This is a genomic window from Pseudomonas sp. FA117 (assembly GCF_057370475.1).
In genome coordinates this window covers 1,290,055-1,308,771 of record NZ_CM170675.1, presented here as the reverse complement: position 1 = coordinate 1,308,771, position 18,717 = coordinate 1,290,055, and the positions used below count along the sequence as shown (strand labels likewise).

Below are 18,717 nucleotides of genomic sequence, written 5' to 3'. Positions count from 1 at the left end.
GGCGAAAAAGAGCCAGAATATTTACATCGGTCATATTTTCCGAGCCAATTCTTGGTAACGTGTCTGGTAGATCGCAGACCGCGTTCAGCGCCTTCCCTCGCACCGTCCACTGATCCGGCCCATGGCCCCTCCGGTGCCGATCCAGTTGAATGCCCGCCCGGATTTCGCTTGCAAGCGAGACGGCTTCGGGTGCATATCGCCTACTCTACCCAGAGACATTTCCAAGGGACTGCCCATGTTTCTCTCCCGCTGGTTGCCCGGCCTGGCCAACCTCCTGCACTACCGCCGCGAATGGTTCCACGCCGACCTGCAGGCGGGCCTGTCGGTGGCCGCGATCCAGATCCCGATCGCCATCGCCTACGCGCAGATCGTCGGCCTGCCGCCGCAATACGGTCTGTATGCCTGCGTGCTGCCAATGATGGTCTACGCCCTGATCGGCAGCTCGCGGCAGTTGATGGTCGGCCCCGATGCCGCCACCTGCGCGATGATCGCAGGCGCCGTGGCCCCCCTGGCGATGGGCGATCCACAGCGTATCGCCGAACTGTCGGTGATCGTCACGGTATTGGTCGGCGTGATGCTGATCGCAGCGGGGCTGGCCCGTGCCGGATTCATCGCCAGCTTCTTCTCGCGGCCGATCCTGATCGGCTACCTCAACGGTATCGGCCTGAGCCTGATCGCCGGACAGATGTCGAAGGTGGTGGGATTCAAGATCGAGGGTGACGGCTTTGTGCTCAGCCTGGTCAACTTCCTCGAACGCCTCGGCGAGATCCACTGGCTGACCCTGGCCATCGGCCTCGGCGGCCTGGCCTTGCTGATCTGGCTGCCCAGGCGTTATCCGCGGCTGCCGGCGGCACTGGTGACCGTGGCGGTGTTCACCGTGCTGGCAGGTTTGTTCGGCCTGGACCGCTTCGGGGTAGCGATCCTCGGCCCGGTGCCAGCGGGCATGCCGGAACTGGCCTGGCCGCAGAGCAACCTGGCCGAGACCAAGAGCCTGCTGCGCGACGCCCTGGGTATCGCCACGGTGAGCTTCTGCAGCGCCATGCTCACGGCACGCAGCTTTGCCGCACGGCATGGTTATGCGATCAATGCCAACCACGAGTTCGTCGCCCTGGGCGTGAGCAACCTGGCCGCCGGCATCTCCCAGGGCTTCGCCATCAGCGGCGCCGACTCGCGTACCGCAGTCAACGACATGGTCGGGGGCAAGAGCCAGCTGGTGGGCATCATCGCCGCGCTGGTGATCGCGCTGATCCTGCTGTTCTTCACCGCTCCCATGGCCTGGATCCCCCAGGCCGCGCTCGGCGCCGTGCTGCTGATGGCCGGCTGGGGGCTGATCGATGTGAAATCGCTGGGCAGGATCCGCCGCCTGAGCCGCTTCGAATTCTGGCTGTGCCTGCTGACCACCCTCGGCGTGCTGGGTCTCGGCGTGCTGCCCGGCATCGTCTTCGCGGTGACCCTGGCCATCCTGCGTTTGCTCTACAGCATCTACCAACCTACCGACGCCGTGCTGGGCTGGGTACCCGGCATCGAGGGCCAGGTCGACGTGCGTCAGCACCCGCAGGCCCGCACCGTGCGGGGCCTGGTGGTGTACCGCTTCGACGATGCGATCCTGTTCTTCAACGCCGACTACTTCAAGATGCGCCTGCTCGAAGCGCTGCAACGCGAGCCCGAACCCAAGGCCGTGCTGTTCGACGCCGAGGCCGTGACCAGCATCGACGTCAGCGGCATCGCCGCCCTGCGCGAAGTGCGCGACACCTTGCAGGCACAAGGCGTGCACTTCGCCATCGCCCGCGCCCGCGGCACCTTCCTGCGAATGCTGGTGCGCTCGGGCATGGCACGCGAGATGGAAGACAAGCTGCTGTTCGGCTCGGTCCGCGCGGGTATCCGCGCCTATCGGGTGTGGCGTAACAGGGAGCGGCGTGGGCAGGTGGCGGAATGACAGAATCGGATTACATGAGAATCAGAACTCGGCACAGTGCGTAAATTTCTTTCAGTCATTAGCGTGGGCTACACCGCACCCGCAACGTGCGAGACACCCGTCCTCCATGACGCTGCCCTGCCAGCACCTACGCCACTGACGTACTCCATGCTATGCCTTCATCGAAACACCACTTTTCACCAAACGAGTCAAAGAACTGCTCGATGATGAGCGCTATCAACTTCTGCAACTCGCTCTTGCCACCTCCCCTACTGATGGTGACCTGATCGAGGGAACTGGTGGTTTACGCAAGATTCGAGTGGCAGCTAAAGGGCATGGAAAGCGCAGCGGTGCGAGGGTCATTTATTACCACTTCGTCTCTTCGTCCCAAATCGCCATGCTCTATATCTATCCGAAAAACGTGCAAGTGGACCTTTGCGCAGAGCAACGCAAGGCACTGATGAAATTGATCAGGCATTGGAGCCCGATATGAACCGTTTCTTCGACGAATTGATGGAAAGTGTCCAACAGATGGATGAGATCATTCACGGCAAGCGCCAAGCTTCGCGCCAGTTCGAGGTGAACGCAGTGCAAGTGAAGAGCATTCGTGAGGCAACAGGCCTGTCACAGGCCCGGTTCGCCGAAATGATCGATGTGCAGGTCGCCACCTTGCGTAACTGGGAGCAAGGCCGCAGAGAACCCACAGGCCCGGCAAAAGCCCTGTTACGCGCGATTTACAATGATCCTGATCATGTACTAAAGGCGCTTTCTCACTGACACCCATACACGTTCAAGTAGCACTACCCAATGGCGCGCCGCCCCGCCTACGGGACACATGCCCGCGCCACGGTCGCCATCCCCTCACCGATCAGACTCATCAATCCGCACAGCAAGCAGCCGGGTACTTCAGCTGCTCCACCTCATGCCCCTTGGCCAGCAACAAATCGCGCGGTATGAGTGCGGGCTTGTACCGCGATCACCGGCCAACCCTGTTTCCTCCGTCGCGGTTCTTTCCACCGACAAGCCCGCGCCCCCAGAGGCTTCATGCTGCTGCGATCAGTAACCCAGCGTCTTCAGCAACTGCGCTTCGACCTGCACCTGCGCACGCCCATAGAAACGCAGCAGTTCTCCGGCCCGGTTGGTGAAGATGCCATCCACCCCCGCCTTCATCGCCTTGTCGAAGTCCACTCGGTCATCGAGGGTATACACATGCACCAGCAAGCCGCGCTCGTGACTGGCCTGGTTCATCCAGGGCTGGATCAGGTCGGCATAGCTCTGCTCGCCCAGCTTGCTGCGCACCGCCGACGGCCCCGTACCGATGGCGCCACCGGCCTTGGCCGCATCCAGCCAGCGCAGGAATTCGTCACGGTCCCTGGGCTCCTGTCGGGCATAGAAGGCAGCCTTGTCCTTCTCACCGGAGCCGGCAAAGTCCTGGCCCGACTTCGGCTCGATGCTGCCCTTGCCGATCCATAGCAGCAGGATCTTCGGCACCTGTGGCATTTCCTGGTGCAGCAGGGCCAGGCTGTTGCGGTCGAAGGTCTGCAGGATCACCCGACCCGGCTTGTCGAGCCAGCCGCGCGCCTGCAGCTTGTCCTTGAGCTGCTTCTCGATTCCCGGGAACTGCCTGGGCACCTTGGTTTCGATGTACAGACCCGGATGACGCTGGGGATTACCTTCAGCGATATCGATCACCTCGTCGAGGGTCAGGATCTGCAACTTGCCGAACGCTTCGCGGGCGCGGTCCGGGTAGGCCTTGTTGAACCAGCTGCCGGCGTCGAGCGACTTGAGTTCGGCCAGGGTGAAATCACTCACCGGGCTTTTCGCCCGCTCAGGGAAACGCTCGGCCACATCGCTGGTACGCGCCAGCACGTCGTCGTGCACCACCACCAGCACGTTGTCACGGGTGCGCTGCAGGTCGAGCTCAAGGTAGTCGGCACCCAGTTCACGGGCCAGGAGATAGGCTGCAGTGGTCGACTCGGGGGCATCGAAGGAGGCGCCGCGGTGGGCGATCACTGCCGGGTGAGGTACATGCTGGGCCTTGGCCAGCGAAGGCCCGTCAGCGGCACCGGCGTTCATCGCCGACAACAGCAGGGCCAGGCCCAGCGTGGGAAGAGCAGGTATGCGCATTCATCGATCCTCTTGGGCTGCGCGGCGCCATGAGAGGCTGCGCAACCGGTTCCTTGGAGGTGCAAGCCTCTCACAGCTTCGATGACATGCTAAAGTCCCCCGGCTTTCCCCTGCCCTACGGATGCGCGATGCCCCCTCTCGATACCCAGCTGGCCGCATGGCCCGACCTCAACGCCCGCCACCCCTGCACCGCCCTGCTGCTGGGCAACGGGGCAAGCCGCGTGCTGTGGAAGCCGTTCGGCTATTTCTCGCTGTTCGAGCAGGCCCAGCGCGCAGGACGCAAGAGCGGCCTGGCGATCAGCGACCAGGCGTTGTTCAAGGCGCTGGGTACCGAACTGTTCGAACCGGTGCTGAGCACCCTGAATACCACGGTGCGGGCCAACGCCGCCCTGGCGATCAACTCCACGGCGCCGCTGAACCGCTATTACTCGATCAAGGAAGCGCTGATCCACGCCATTCGCTCGCTGCATCCGCCGCACGCACTGCTGTCGAGCGTCACCCTGGCGACGATCGCTGCCGCACTGCGTCAGTACCGCAGCGTCTACACCAGCAACTACGACCTGATCCTGCCCTGGGCCATGGAACAGGCACCCGAGGGTTTCGCCACGCTGTTCGACGACGAAGGCTTCTTCGACGTGCGGCGCACCGCCTGCAAAGGTACCCGTGTGCTGCACCTGCACGGCGGCCTGCACCTGCTCAAGCTGCCCGATGGCAGCACCCGCCAGCGCAGCGCCGTGGCCAGCGAACTGCTCGACGGCTTCGCCGTGAACATCCCCGGCGAGGTGCCGTTGTTCATCAACGAAGACCGCAGCGAACTGAAACTCAAGGCGATCCGCCATTCGGACTACCTGTCCTGGAGCCTCGGGCAACTGGCCGCTGAACACGACGGCCTGTGCCTGTTCGGCCAGCACCTGGACAGCAGCGACGAACACCTGCTGCACGCCCTGCGCCAGGCAAGCCCCAAGCACATCTGCATCGCCATCCGGCCGTTGAGCGAGGCGTCAATACTCAACCAGAAGCAGCACTTTAGCGATCGTTTCGCAGACCTTGCCGGCACGAACCTGCACTTCTTCGACGCCACCAGCCATCCGCTCGGAGCGCCCGAACTGGCCTTGCCGGTCCCGCTGGCGCAGGCCCGCCGTCACTGAGAATTCATCATCGACGATCTGGTAAATGTAAATAATTCTCGATAAGATCCGCACCCTTTCCTTCCCAGGCCAGCCCGGAAAGCGTGCATGCAGCGCCTCAAGCCCGACCCTGCCACCCAGGACACCTGCCGCGGTTTCTACGCCGAGATCCTGCATTTCCTGCGCAAGCGCATGGACAACGCCAGCGATGCCGCCGACATCACCCAGGACGTGTTCGCCCAGTGGCTGGGCTACCGCGACCGGGCCAAGGTCGAGCAACCCCGGGCGTTTCTGTTCCAGATGGCGCGCAACCTGCTGAGCGATCACTGGCGTCGGCAGAAGGTGCGTCACGCGGTGCTAGACGACGATACCGGCGATGAGCCGGGCGTGGACAACGACCCGCTCGACCACGCCCAGCGCGCACAGCGCCTGGAACAATTGCGCGAGGTCCTCGCCGAACTCTCGCCGCGGCGACGAGAAGCCCTTATGCTGCACCGCTTCGAAGGCCTGACCCAGGCGCAGATCGCCGAACGCATGGACATTTCCGTAAGCATGGTCGAGAAGCATATCGCCGCCGCCCTGCTGCAATGCAAGCAACGGCTGGACAGTGACAATGGCAGGGAGCAGCCGTAATGAGCCGTATCGACGACATCGACCAACGCCCGATCGACGCCCAGGCGGCCAGCTGGTTCACACGCAACCGCAACACACCCTCACGGGAGGAGCGCAAGGCATTCGCCCGGTGGCTCCAGCACCCGGAGCACGCCCGCGCCTACCGCCAGTTCGAACAGCTCTGGGAAGACCTGGCATCGCTCAAGCAGGCACGCCAGCCCGCCGCCGTGCCGATACGCCGTGCGCCGCGCTGGCGTCCGGCCCTGGCTGCGGCGGCGGCGCTGTTGTGTGCGGTGTTGGCCAGCAACCTCGGCAGCACCACAGCGCCAACCCGCCAGACACTCGCCGCCAGCGACACCCAGCGCAGCCTGCGCCTGCCCGATGGCAGCCAACTGTTCGTCAATGCCCAGACCCGCCTGCGCCTGGATTTCAACGCCGAGCGCCGCCTGATCACCCTCGAGCACGGGCAGCTGTACATCGAAGTGGCGGCGGACAAGGAACGGCCGCTGTTCGTCGATGCCGGCAACGCACGGGTGCGTGTGGTCGGTACCGGCTTCGACCTGCGCCGGGGCGAGCGCGAGCTGATGCTCAGCGTTGCCCACGGCCAGGTCGCCTTCGAGACCTCGGGCGAGCACCAGGCACCGCTGCTGCTCGGCGCCGGGCAACGGGTCACCTACGAACCGGTGCGAGGCACCCTGACACGCGAAGCGTTGGGCGACCAGCCGGTGGCCGACTGGCGCGACGGCCACGTGAGCTTTCGCAACCGCGAGCTGGCAAGCCTGATCGACGAACTGAGCCTGTACCGCCAGCAGCCGGTGCTGCTGGCCGATCCGGGCCTGGGTCGCTACAAGGTCTCCGGCAACCTCGACGTGCACGACCCCGATGCCCTGCTCAGTGCCCTGCCAGCGCTGCTGCCGGTGAAAACCACGCTGCTCGGTGACGGACGCCTGCGCATCGAGCACCGGGCAAAATAAATTTGAGAATTTTTATCATTCGCAGGTGAGGGTTTTTCCCAACGCCGCGTCTTCCTCCCCGCCTGCCGCGTGAACGGCGGGCTTTTTTCCGGCCATTTGCCGTTTGGGGGAATCCATGTTGTCCGCGCTGCGTCCACTGAAAGCCTTGCCTGCCCGTCCCACCCTGCTTGCCCTGTGCCTGGCCATGAGCCTGGCCGCCGAAGCCGCGCCGTTGCAGTTCGACCTGCCAGCCCAGCCCCTGGCCCGTTCCCTGAGCCAGCTGGCGCAACAGGCCAAGGTCCAGTTGCTGTTCGACGAAGCGGTGCTGCGCGATGCCCAGGCCCCGGCCCTGCACGGCGCCTTCGAGGCCCAGGACGCCATTGCCCGTCTGCTCGCCGGCAGCCGCTTCAGCGTGGTACGCATGGGCAGCACCTACGTGGTCCGGCTCAACGACGAACAGCCGCAGGCCGACAACAGCATCCAGCTCGGTGCCATGAGCATCGTCGGCGATGGCCAGCAGATCGGACCGCAGAACGTCGGACGCTCGACCCTGAACCAGGACCAGATCGACCGCTACCAGCCCAGCAACATCCCCAGCGTGCTCGCCACCTTGCCGGGCGTGAACATGGGGGGCTCGGCCAAGCCGGGCGGGCAAACCATCAACATCTGGGGCCTGGGCGACGCCGAAGACGTGCCGATGACCGTCGACGGCGCCACCAAGAGCGGCTTCGAGCGCTACCAGCAAGGCACGGTGTTCATCGAACCCGAGCTGATCAAGCACATCGAGGTGGAGAAGGGTCCGCACTCGGTCAAGACCGGCAACGGCGGCTTTGGCGGCAGCGTCAACATGACCACCAAGGACGCCGGCGACCTGCTGCAGGAAGGTCGCAACAGCGGCGCGATGGTCAAGTACGGCTACGCCAGCAACGACCACCAGCAGGTGTACAGCTCGGCGCTGTTCGGCCGCAGCGAAGATGGCCGCTTCGATGGCCTGGCCTACCTGACCAAGCGCGACGGCGGCAACATGAAGCTGGCCAGCAACATCCCCGACCCCGACGGCCGCTACCCGATCAACCCGACACGCCTGCCCAACAGTGCCCTGGACCTGGACGGCGGCCTGTTCAAGGGCAACGTGCATTTCAACGAAGAGCACAGCCTGGGCTTTTCCTGGTCGCGCTCGCAGAGCGAACGCTGGGCGCCGTTCTCGTCCACCGCCTACCCTACGCCGCCCACCGCGGCCGACATCAAGAAATACGGCTACGAGGCGGCGCTCAAACGCTTCCTGGCCAACCGCACCACCATCGACACCACCTGGTCGACCACCTACACCTACCAGCCCATCGACAACCGCTGGGTGGACCTGGAGGTGAAGTATTCCGACTCCGACACCAAGCAGACCGACGAACGCCTGGCCACCGCGTTCTTCCAGCCGGCCACCGGCGGTCGCAAGATGGACACCGAGTACCGCGACCGCATGCTCGCCGTCACCAACACCAGCCTGTTCGAGACCGGCGAACTGGAGCATGCCCTGACCGCCGGCGTGCAGATCCGTCGTCACGACCGCGACACGCAGATGTGGATGCCCGGTGGTATCTACGACACGCCGCGCTACAACTACGGCCATTACCAGCCGTACTTCATGCCCAGCGGCAAGGTGCAAAGCCAGGGTTACTACCTGCAGGATGCGGTCACCCTGGGCGATGTGACCATCACCCCGTCGCTGCGCTACGACCAGGTCACCAACGAGGGCAAGCCCAACGACGCCCCGCTGTACGACAACCCGGCCGCTGGCCACGACTACAGCGACAAGACCTACAGCGGCTGGTCGCCACGCCTGTCGGTGTTCTGGAAGGTCACGCCGAACACCGCACTGTTCGCCGACTACAGCAAGACCTGGCGCGCCCCGGTGCTGGACGAACAATATGAAGTCCAGGGCAGCGGCAGCCGCACGGCCACCAGCCGCAACCTCGACCCGGAACGCATCACCGCCCTGCGCGTGGGCAGTGTGTTCGACTTCGACAACCTGGTGCTGGCCAACGACAGCGCCCAGGTGCGCACCACGCTGTTTCGCAACCACATCGAGGACGAGATTTTCAAGGCCACCGGCATCGGCTGCCCGCAGCAGCTGGTCACCGGCGGCACCATCGCCAACACCTGCGGTGGCGGGCTGATGTCCAACTACCGCAACATCGGCGACGTGGTGATCAAGGGCTTCGAGGTCGAAAGCTTCTATGACTCGACCTACCTGTTCGGTTCGGCGTCGTTCTCCTGGATCACCGGCCGTCACCAGGGCGCCTACACCAACCCCTGGGGCCCGGACGTGTGGGCCAAGGACATTCCGGCGCCCAAGTGGATCACCACGCTGGGGGTGAAGATCCCGGCCTGGGATGCGCGGATCGGCTGGACCGCACAGTTCGTGCGCAAGACCGACCGTCTGCCGAGCGACAAGTACTACGAGGGGCCGGCCAGTGTGCTGGGTGATCGCTACTACGACCAGTACGCCAACGGCAGCTACCAGATCCACGGCCTGTTCGCCAACTGGAAGCCCCAGCAGGCGTACCTCAAGGGCACCGAGGTCAACCTGACGGTGGACAACCTGTTCAACGAATCGGCTCGCCCGGAGCTGTCGGGTGAGAATGCGCTGATGCAAGGGCGCAATGCCAAGATCAGCGTGACGCGATTCTTCTGAAGGTGTGCAGCCCGAGGTGATCGCGGTGCTGTTATCGCGGGTGAACCCGCTGCCACAGGGCCTGGCAGCGCTCAGCCTGCGATGAGTCCATCAGCCTGCAACAGGCTCTCCAGGCAATGCTCCTGCACGCCATAGAAAGCCTTGAGCTGGGCGATCTTCTCCAGCAGTGCGGTGTTGTCCGTCGCCTGCCTGCGCTTGACCGCAAGGATCATCTTGTTCTTGTTGGTGTGCTCCAGCGATATGAACTCGAAGACCTTGGTCTCGTAGCCGCACGCTTCCAGATACAGCGCACGCAGGCTGTCGGTGAGCATCTCGGCCTGCTGGCCCAGGTGCAGGCCGTATTGCAGCATCGGCTGCAACAGCCCCGGGCTGTGCAGTTGCGGGCGGATCTGCTTGTGGCAGCACGGCGAGCACATGATGATCGAGGCGCCGCAGCGGATGCCGGTATGGATGGCATAGTCGGTGGCGATATCGCAGGCATGCAGGGCGATCATCACCTCGATCGCCTCGGGCACCACGCTGCGCACATCACCGCACTGGAACTCCAGGCCCGAATGCTCCAGGCGCGCGGCGGCCGCATTGCACAGCTCGACCATGTCGGGGCGCAGTTCCACCCCGGTCACCTGCGCCTCGCGGCCCAGGGTGTTGCGCAGGTAGTCGTGCATGGCGAAGGTCAGGTAGCCCTTGCCCGAGCCGAAATCGGCCACCCGCAGCCACTGGTCGGCAGCCAGCAGCGCACTGCCCAGCGCATGGTCGAAGACCTCGATGAACTTGTTGATCTGCTTCCACTTGCGCGACATCGAGGGGATCAATGCGCCTTGGGCATCGGTGACGCCCAGGTCGCGCAGAAACGGCCGCGACAGTTCGAGGTAGCGCTTTTTCTCCCGGTCATGCCCGCTCGCCGTGACCTCGCGGGCTGCCTGGGCGGCATGGCGCTGCAACAGCGGCTTGCCCTTCTTGCTGAACCCCAGCTGTACCTCGCCCTCGGCGGTGAACAGGTGGGCGTTGCGAAAGCTCTCCGGCAACAGCTCGGCGACCAGCGCCTGGGCCTGGTCCAGCGGCAGGTTGCGGGTGATGTCGCGGGTCTGGTGGCGGTAGACAAGCGACAGGCAGGCCTGGCCCTTGATCTGCACTGGCTTGGCGATGATCCGCTGCAGGCTCTGGTCGGCGCCGACATGACGCGCCAGCACCAGCTTGGTCAGGGTCTCGCCCTGCAGGGCATCGCCCAGCAGGGTCAGGAACTGGGTACGGGCGTCGGTCGCGGGGGTGGAAGAAGACATGGAAAGGGGGTGCCTCAGGATGCGCAATGGCCGGCATTCTACAGCGTTTGAGCTGTGCCGGCCCTACCGCGAGTCACACAGGATTCAATCCAGGATCACCAGTTGGTTGGGCAACTGGTTGCGCCGCCGGGTCGGTGGCAGGTGCCGACTGAGCAGCTCGCCGCAGGCATCGATGCAGTCGACGAAGCCCTGCAGGGTCCGACCTTCGTTCACCTGCTCGGTGAACCTGGCCACCAGCGCCGCACGGGTCTGCTCATCGAGGTGCCGGGCGATGCCCTGGTCGGCGAGGATGGTGACGAAGCGGTCTGCTTCGCTGACGAAGATCAGCACCCCCGTACCGCCGTCGGTGCGCTGCAGGTTCTGCTCGCGAAATTGCTGGCGCGCCAGTTGCGCGGCGCGGCGGTGACGCAATGCACGCGGCACCAGCCAACCGGCCAGGCGTGGACTGCGCAGCAACAGGCACAGGGCGACGAAGGTCAGGACCTGCGCCACCAGCAGGCCGCGCAGGCCAGGCCAGCCCAGCAGCACCTGGACCACGCCCGGTATGAGCAAGGCCAGCAGCACTGCCCACAGCAGCGGCAGGTAGGCGTAGTCGTCGGCGCGACGGGCCAGCACGGTCACCAGTTCCGCATCGGTGCGTCGCTCGGCCCGGGCGATGGCCTCGGCAACCTGGCGCCGCTCGTATTCGTTGAGAAGGGTCATGCCTTCGGTCTCTCGATCGTTCTTATTGTCGTGGTCCCGGCAACGGGAAGGCGAGAGTGTATCTCATCGACGGCCGCTTATAGGGCATAATCCGCCGCAGCCGCAGGATGATGGGGGGAGCGACCCGCAGTATCGCCCGCGGACTTCACAACAACAGTCGCCTGAAGGCATGGGCGGCGAGCGTATCACTGACTACGGAATTGATGATGAAATTGTCTTTGCTGGGCCTGGCCATCGGCCTCGTCAGTCAGGCGGCCATGGCCGCCACCTCCGCCCCGCCCCTGGAAGACAAGCGGGCCTTCATCGACCATCTGATCGGCCAGATGACCGTCGACGAGAAGATCGGTCAGCTGCGCCTGATCAGCATCAGCCCGGAGATGCCCCGCGAGAAGATCCGCGAGGAAATCGCCGCCGGCCGCATCGGCGGTACGTTCAACTCGCGCACCGCACCCGAGAACCGGCCGATGCAGGACGCCGCGATGCGCAGCCGCCTGAAGATTCCGATGTTCTTTGCGTACGACACGATCCATGGCGAACGTACGATCTTTCCGATCAGCCTCGGCCTGGCCGCGACCTGGGACATGGACGCCATCGCCAAGGTCGGCCGTACCTCGGCCATCGAAGCCTCGGCCGATGCGCTGGACATGACCTTCGCGCCGATGGTCGACATCGCCCGCGACCCACGCTGGGGCCGCACCAGCGAGGGCTTCGGCGAAGACACCTACCTCACCTCGAAGATCGGCCAGGTGATGGTCCGCTCGTTCCAGGGCAAGAGCCCGGCCGAGCCCGACAGCATCATGGCCATCGTCAAGCACTTCGCCCTGTACGGTGCAGTGGAAGGCGGGCGCGACTACAACACGGTCGATATGAGCCTGCCGAAAATGTACAACGACTACCTGCCGCCCTATCGCGCCAGCCTCGACGCCGGTGCTGGCGGGGTGATGGTGGCGCTGAACTCGATCAACGGCGTGCCGGCCACCTCCAACACCTGGCTGATGAACGAACTGCTGCGCAAGGAGTGGGGCTTCAAGGGCGTGACCATCAGCGACCACGGCGCCATCCAGGAACTGATCCGCCACGGCGTCGCCCGCGACGGCCGGGAAGCGGCGAAGCTGGCGATCAAGGCCGGCATCGACATGAGCATGAACGATACCCTGTACGGCCAGGAACTGCCCGGGCTGCTGAAATCCGGCGAGGTCAGCCAGGCCGAACTCGACCAGGCGGTGCGCGAGGTGCTGGGCGCCAAGTACGACATGGGCCTGTTCAAGAACCCCTACGTGCGCATCGGCAAGCCCGACACAGACCTGAAGGACTACTACGGCGACGACCGCCTGCACCGCGAGGCGGCCCGTGACGTGGCCCGCCGCAGCCTGGTGCTGCTGGAAAACCGCAAGCAGACCCTGCCGCTCGAAAAAGCCGGCACCATCGCCCTGGTCGGCCCGCTGGCCGACGCGCCGATCGACATGATGGGCAGTTGGGCTGCCGACGGCCGTCCCGAGCATTCGGTCACCGTGCGCGAGGGCCTGCGCCGCGCCACCGAAGGCAAGGCCAAGGTCCTCTACGCCAAGGGCTCGAACGTCACCGGCGACAAGGCGATCTTCGACTACCTGAACTTCCTCAACTTCGCCGCCCCCGAGCTCATCGACGACCCGCGCCCGGCCGCCGTGCTGATCGACGAAGCGGTCAAGGCCGCCAGGCAGTCGGACGTGGTCGTCGCCGTGGTCGGTGAGTCGCGTGGCATGTCCCACGAGTCGTCCAGCCGCACCACCCTGGAAATCCCGGCGGTCCAGCGTGAGCTGATCAAGGCGCTGAAGGCCACCGGCAAGCCGCTGGTGCTGGTGCTGATGAACGGCCGTCCGCTGTCGATCGCCTGGGAGCGCGAGCAGGCCGATGCCATCCTCGAGACCTGGTTCAGCGGCACCGAAGGCGGCAACGCCATCGCCGATGTGCTGTTCGGCGACTACAACCCGTCCGGCAAGCTGGCGATCACCTTCCCGCGCTCGGTCGGGCAGATCCCGATGTACTACAACCACCTGAGCATCGGCCGCCCGTTCACCCCGGGCAAGCCCGGCAACTACACCTCGCAGTACTTCGAGGAGCCCAATGGCCCGCTGTACCCGTTCGGCTACGGCCTGAGCTACAGCAGCTTCGAGCTCTCGGACCTGGCACTGTCCAAGACCGCCCTCAAGCGCGGTGACAGCCTGCAGGCCGAAGTGGTGGTGAAGAACACCGGCAAGGTCGATGGCGAGACCGTGGTGCAGCTGTACGTGCAGGATGTCAGCGCGTCGATGAGCCGCCCGGTGAAAGAGCTGAAGAACTTCCAGAAGGTCATGCTCAAGGCCGGCGAGTCGCGCACCTTGACCTTCCGCATCAGCGAAGACGACCTGAAGTTCTACAATGGCCAGCTGCAGCATGTGGCTGAGCCTGGGCAGTTCAACATCCAGGTCGGGCTGGACTCCCAGGCCGTGCAACAGCAGAGCTTCGAGTTGCTGTAGACCCCTGCGGGCGCTTCGCGGGCAAGCCCGCTCCCACCGGATAGGATGTGCTCCTGTGGGAGCGGGTTACCCGCAAAAGGCCCTGAAACCAGAATGCCGGGACCCGCACCATGCCCTCACCCTTCCGTGCCCTGCGCCTGGCCCTGGTCACTGTACTGATCCTGGTCGGCACGGCCCTCAGCGCCAGCTGGGCCATGCACCACGCCAAGCGCCAGGCGATGCAGGCCGACGCACGCCGGGCCAGCGAGCAGCTGACCCTCTACGCCAACGGCCTGCACACCCTGATCGAACGCTACCGCGCCCTGCCCGCGGTGCTGGCGCTGGATCCGGAGTTGATCGATGCGCTGCGCGGCCCGGTCGGTGAATCGCTGCAAGACGCACTGAACCACAAGCTCGAACGCATCAACGGCGCCGCCAATTCCTCCACCCTCGAACTGCTCGACCGCACCGGCCTGGCCGTGGCGGCCAGCAACTGGCGCCTGCCGACCACCTACGTCGGCTCCAACTACGGCTTTCGCCCCTACTTCAAGCAGACCCGCAGCCAGGGCACCGGCAGCTTCTACGCCGTTGGCGTGACCAGCGGCGTGCCGGGCTACTTCCTGTCCAGCGCAGTGAACGACGAACACGGGCGCTTCCTCGGCGCCATGGTGGTCAAGCTGGAGTTCCCCGAGCTCGAACGGGAATGGCGCCAGGGCAACGACATCCTGCTGGTCAGCGATGCCCGCGGGATCATCTTCATCGCCAACCAGAACGGCTGGCGCTACCGCGAACTGCAGCCGCTGAGCGCCGCCGACCGCGCCGAGCTCGCCGAAACCCGCCAGTACGACAAGCAACCGCTGGTGCCCCTGCGGCATCAGTTGCTGACTCGCTTCGACGAGCGCAGCACGTTCAGCCGGGTACAGGGGCCGGACGGCAGTGCCGACTACCTCTGGGAGAGCCTGCCGCTGAGCACCGAAGGCTGGACCCTGCACCTGTTGCGCAAGCCGCAGGTCGACGAGGACGCCCGCAACGCCGCGCTGTCTGGCGCGGCGGTATGGTTGAGCCTGGTGTTCGCCGTCCTGTTCGTCAGCCAGCGCCTGCGCATCGCCCGCCTGCGCCAGCGCAGCCGCGAAGAACTGACGCGCCTGGTCGAGGAGCGTACCGATGAACTGCGCACCGCCCAGGAAGGCCTGGTGCAATCGGCCAAGCTGGCCGCGCTGGGGCAGATGTCGGCGGCGCTGGCCCACGAGATCAACCAGCCGCTGACCACCCAGCGCATGCAACTGGAAACCCTACGCCTGCTGCTCGACCATGGCCGCCACGACCAGGCGCGCCAGGCCCTCGAACCGCTGGAGCAGATGCTCACGCGCATGGCCGCCCTCACCAGCCACCTCAAGACCTTTGCCCGCAACAGCCCGGTCGGCCTGCGCGAGCGCCTGGACCTGGCCGGCGTGGTCGACCAGGCCCTGCACCTGCTCGACGCGCGCATCCGCGCCGAACAGGCCGAGGTGGCACTGTACCTGGCGCGCCCGGCCTGGGTCCGCGGCGATGCAATCCGCCTCGAGCAGGTACTGATCAACCTGTTGCACAACGCCCTCGACGCCATGGCCGACAAGCGCTACAAACGTCTGGAGATCCGCATCGAAGCCGAAGGCGAGCTGTGGCGCCTGAGCGTGCTCGACTCCGGCGGCGGCATCAGGGATGCCGACCTGGCCCGGGTGTTCGATCCCTTCTTCACCACCAAGCCGGTGGGCGAAGGCCTGGGGCTGGGCCTGGCGATCTCCTACGGCATCGTCCACGAAGCCGGCGGCCAGCTGCAGGTCGAGAACCTGCCCGGCGGTGCCCGCTTCAGCCTCACCCTGCCCCGCGATCTGGAGCCTGCATGTTGAATTCAGTGATCGTCGTCGACGACGAAGCGAGCATCCGCAGCGCGGTCGAGCAATGGCTGAGCCTGTCCGGCTTCAGCGTGCAGCTGTTCGCCCGCGCCGAGGATTGCCTCGCGCAACTGCCACCCCACTTCCCCGGCGTGGTCATCAGCGATGTGCGCATGCCGGGCGCGGACGGCCTGCAATTGCTCGAGCGCCTGCAGGCCCAGGACCCGGACCTGCCGGTGATCCTGCTCACCGGCCACGGCGACGTGCCGATGGCGGTGGACGCCATGCGCAACGGTGCCTACGACTTCCTCGAGAAACCCTTCACCCCCCAGCACCTGCTGACCAGCCTGCGTCGCGCCCTGGACAAGCGTCAGCTGGTGCTGGAAAACCGCGCCCTGCATCAGCAGGCCGATCTCAAGGAGCGCTTGCAGGCCACCTTGCTGGGCATGTCCCAGGGCCTGCAGCAGCTGCGCCGGCAAGTGCTGGAGCTGGCCGGGCTGCCGGTCAACGTGCTGATCCGTGGCGAAACCGGCAGTGGCAAGGAACGCGTGGCGCGCTGCCTGCACGATTTCGGCCCGCGTGCCGACAAGCCCTTCGTCGCCCTCAATTGCGCGGCAATCCCCGAGGCGCTGTTCGAAGCCGAGCTGTTCGGCCACGAGAGCGGCGCCTTCACCGGCGCCCAGGGCAAGCGGATCGGCAAGCTGGAATACGCCAACGGCGGCACGGTGTTCCTCGACGAAATCGAGAGCATGCCGCTGGCCCAGCAGGCCAAGCTGCTGCGGGTGATCCAGGAGCAGAAACTGGAACGCCTGGGCGCCAACCAGAGCATCAGCGTCGACCTGCGCATCATTGCCGCAACCAAGCCCGACCTCCTCGACGAAGCCCGCGCCGGGCGTTTCCGCGAAGACCTGGCATACCGCCTGAACGTCGCCGAACTGCGCCTGGCGCCGCTGCGCGAGCGGCGCGAAGACATCCCGTTGCTGTTCGAGCATTTCGCCCGCACTGCCGCCGAGCGCCTGGGCCGCAATGCCCCGCCGCTGTCGGGCGCAGCCTTGGCGCAACTTCTGGCCCATGACTGGCCTGGCAATGTGCGTGAGCTGGCCAATGCCGCCGAGCGCCACGCGCTGGGGCTGGACTCGCCGAACATCGAGGCGGCGCCTGCCGGACGCTCGCTGAGCGATCAGATGGAAGCCTTCGAGGCCCAGTGCCTGCGTGCCGCGTTGCGCCAGCACAAGGGCGAGATCAAGGGGGTGATGGAAACCTTGCAACTGCCACGGCGTACGCTGAACGAAAAGATGCAGCGCCATGGCCTGGTGCGAGAGGACTTCATCGAGCGCGAATGAGCGGAATCTTGCCGATCAAAATCTGCAAATAGGCAACTTACCGCTCATAGGCGTGATGCCTGGCCGGGACAAGCCGCGCGGCTGTCCCCGGGCAGCCCACTCCCACCGATACTGTGCAGGCCATGATCCATGGCGCTTCCAGGAGACAGGCATGCTCGCGAATGGGGCATCCAGCACCTCATTCGGATCGTTGCGCCCTCATTTGGCACAGCTTCTGCAAAACCCTTCTCAAGCCGCGGTCCCGCGCGCCTCACAAAAACAACGAGAAGGTATCCCTGATGGATAACGCCACCACCCTGCCCGCCGGGGCGGCCACTGCGCCGGCCGCGGAAAAAACCACCGCCAGTCGTCTGAAGTCGATCTTCAGCGGTTCGATCGGCAACATGGTCGAATGGTACGACTGGTACGTCTACGCCGCATTCTCGCTGTACTTCGCCAAAGCCTTCTTCCCCGCCGGCGACACCACCGCACAACTGCTCAACACTGCCGCGATCTTCGCCGTGGGCTTCCTGATGCGCCCGATCGGTGGCTGGCTGATGGGCCTGTACGCCGACCGCAAGGGCCGCAAGGCCGCGCTGATGGCCTCGGTCCTGCTGATGTGCGCCGGCTCGCTGGTCATCGCCCTGACCCCGGGCTACGAAACCATCGGCGTCGCCGCCCCCATCCTGCTGGTGATCGCGCGCCTGATGCAGGGCCTGTCGGTCGGTGGCGAATACGGCACCTCCGCCACCTACCTCAGCGAGATGGCCAGCAAGGAACGTCGCGGCTTCTTCTCCAGCTTCCAGTACGTCACCCTGATTTCCGGCCAGCTCATCGCCCTGGCGGTGCTGATCATCCTGCAGAACGTGCTGACCACCGAGCAGCTGTATGCCTGGGGCTGGCGCGTGCCCTTCGTGATCGGTGCGCTGTGCGCAGTGGTTGCGCTGTACCTGCGACGTGGCATGGAAGAGACCGCCTCCTTCACCAAGAAGGAAAAGTCCAAGGAAAGCCTGATGCGCACGCTGATGCGTCATCCCAAGGAACTGATGACCGTGGTCGGCCTGACCATGGGCGGCACCCTGGCCTTCTACACCTACACCACCTACATGCAGAAGTACCTGGTCAACACCGTGGGCATGAGCATCAGCGACTCGACCACCATCTCGGCCGCCACGCTGTTCCTGTTCATGTGCCTGCAGCCGGTGATCGGCGGGTTGTCCGACAAGATCGGCCGGCGCCCGATCCTGATCGCCTTCGGCGTGCTGGGCACCCTGTTCACCGTGCCGATCCTCAGCACCCTGCACACCATCCAGTCGTGGTGGGGGGCGTTCTTCCTGATCATGGCGGCGCTGATCATCGTCAGCGGCTACACCTCGATCAACGCGGTGGTCAAGGCCGAGCTGTTCCCCACCGAGATCCGCGCCCTCGGCGTCGGCCTGCCGTACGCGCTGACCGTGTCGATCTTCGGCGGCACCGCCGAGTACGTGGCCCTGTGGTTCAAGAGCGCAGGCATGGAGACCGGCTTCTACTGGTACGTCACCGGTTGCATCGCCTGCTCGCTGCTGGTCTACGCGACCATGAAGGACACCAAGCAGCACTCGCGCATCACCACTGACTGATCCGGCATTCGCGTGGATCAGAG

At 65.2% G+C, this 18,717-nt stretch carries 14 protein-coding genes; 11 read left to right on the top strand and 3 right to left on the bottom strand.

Going from position 1 to position 18,717, the window contains the following annotated elements; translation table 11 throughout:
* Window positions 1-235: 235 nt before the first annotated feature.
* The 3 genes from AC1TXO_RS06110 to nadS all read left to right on the top strand — a co-directional run bounded on the left by AC1TXO_RS06110 (window position 236) and on the right by nadS (window position 2,692).
* A complete protein-coding gene (locus AC1TXO_RS06110; protein WP_486405487.1) occupies window positions 236-1,936 on the top strand; it encodes a SulP family inorganic anion transporter in 1,701 nt (566 codons plus the stop codon).
* 196 nt (window positions 1,937-2,132) lie between these two features.
* Window positions 2,133-2,408 (top strand): type II toxin-antitoxin system RelE/ParE family toxin, encoded by a 276-nt coding sequence (locus AC1TXO_RS06105; protein WP_486406799.1) that lies wholly within the window; start codon window positions 2,133-2,135, stop codon window positions 2,406-2,408.
* On the top strand, window positions 2,405-2,692 hold the full coding sequence (gene nadS, locus AC1TXO_RS06100; RefSeq protein WP_065862304.1) for a NadS family protein: 288 nt from the start codon (window positions 2,405-2,407) through the stop codon (window positions 2,690-2,692). Before AC1TXO_RS06105 ends, nadS begins: the two co-directional genes overlap by 4 nt.
* Before the next feature lie 279 nt (window positions 2,693-2,971).
* Here the strand turns inward: nadS and AC1TXO_RS06095 are convergent, their stop codons facing one another.
* Complete coding sequence (locus tag AC1TXO_RS06095) at window positions 2,972-4,042, bottom strand: glycerophosphodiester phosphodiesterase family protein (protein ID WP_486405486.1); 1,071 nt, start codon at window positions 4,040-4,042, stop codon at window positions 2,972-2,974.
* 128 nt (window positions 4,043-4,170) lie between these two features.
* Here AC1TXO_RS06095 and AC1TXO_RS06090 point away from each other — a divergent pair, with 128 nt between their 5' ends.
* The 4 genes from AC1TXO_RS06090 to AC1TXO_RS06075 all read left to right on the top strand — a co-directional run bounded on the left by AC1TXO_RS06090 (window position 4,171) and on the right by AC1TXO_RS06075 (window position 9,423).
* Window positions 4,171-5,190, top strand: a complete 1,020-nt coding sequence (locus tag AC1TXO_RS06090) for a DUF4917 family protein (RefSeq protein ID WP_486405485.1) — start codon at window positions 4,171-4,173, stop codon at window positions 5,188-5,190.
* A gap of 87 nt (window positions 5,191-5,277) precedes the next feature.
* Window positions 5,278-5,802, top strand: coding sequence for an RNA polymerase sigma factor (locus AC1TXO_RS06085; protein ID WP_486405484.1), 525 nt, complete (start codon window positions 5,278-5,280; stop codon window positions 5,800-5,802).
* Entirely contained in the window at window positions 5,802-6,755 is a 954-nt protein-coding gene (locus AC1TXO_RS06080; protein ID WP_486405483.1) for a FecR family protein, read from the top strand. Before AC1TXO_RS06085 ends, AC1TXO_RS06080 begins: the two co-directional genes overlap by 1 nt.
* A 115-nt stretch (window positions 6,756-6,870) precedes the next feature.
* Complete coding sequence (locus tag AC1TXO_RS06075) at window positions 6,871-9,423, top strand: TonB-dependent receptor (RefSeq protein WP_486405482.1); 2,553 nt, start codon at window positions 6,871-6,873, stop codon at window positions 9,421-9,423.
* A 71-nt stretch (window positions 9,424-9,494) separates the two neighbouring features.
* Here the strand turns inward: AC1TXO_RS06075 and AC1TXO_RS06070 are convergent, their stop codons facing one another.
* Both AC1TXO_RS06070 and AC1TXO_RS06065 read right to left on the bottom strand, forming a co-directional pair.
* Complete coding sequence (locus AC1TXO_RS06070; protein ID WP_486405481.1) at window positions 9,495-10,703, bottom strand: class I SAM-dependent methyltransferase; 1,209 nt, start codon at window positions 10,701-10,703, stop codon at window positions 9,495-9,497.
* A gap of 84 nt (window positions 10,704-10,787) precedes the next feature.
* On the bottom strand, window positions 10,788-11,405 hold the full coding sequence (locus AC1TXO_RS06065; RefSeq protein WP_486405480.1) for a TPM domain-containing protein: 618 nt from the start codon (window positions 11,403-11,405) through the stop codon (window positions 10,788-10,790).
* Between the two features lie 203 nt (window positions 11,406-11,608).
* Between AC1TXO_RS06065 and bglX the strand changes: the two genes are divergently transcribed.
* The 4 genes from bglX (at window position 11,609) to AC1TXO_RS06045 (ending at window position 18,694) form a co-directional block, all read left to right on the top strand.
* Window positions 11,609-13,900: a beta-glucosidase BglX gene (gene bglX / locus AC1TXO_RS06060; RefSeq protein ID WP_486405479.1), complete on the top strand. Its 2,292-nt coding sequence runs from the start codon at window positions 11,609-11,611 to the stop codon at window positions 13,898-13,900.
* A gap of 110 nt (window positions 13,901-14,010) precedes the next feature.
* Window positions 14,011-15,768 carry a sensor histidine kinase gene (locus AC1TXO_RS06055; protein ID WP_486405478.1) on the top strand — a complete coding sequence of 586 codons (1,758 nt, stop codon included), beginning with the start codon at window positions 14,011-14,013 and terminating at the stop codon, window positions 15,766-15,768.
* Entirely contained in the window at window positions 15,762-17,096 is a 1,335-nt protein-coding gene (locus tag AC1TXO_RS06050) for a sigma-54-dependent transcriptional regulator (protein ID WP_486405477.1), read from the top strand. The genes AC1TXO_RS06055 and AC1TXO_RS06050 overlap by 7 nt, the downstream gene beginning before the upstream one ends.
* Window positions 17,097-17,374: 278 nt before the next feature.
* Window positions 17,375-18,694: an MFS transporter gene (locus AC1TXO_RS06045; RefSeq protein ID WP_054894483.1), complete on the top strand. Its 1,320-nt coding sequence runs from the start codon at window positions 17,375-17,377 to the stop codon at window positions 18,692-18,694.
* The last annotated feature ends 23 nt before the right edge of the window (window positions 18,695-18,717 follow it).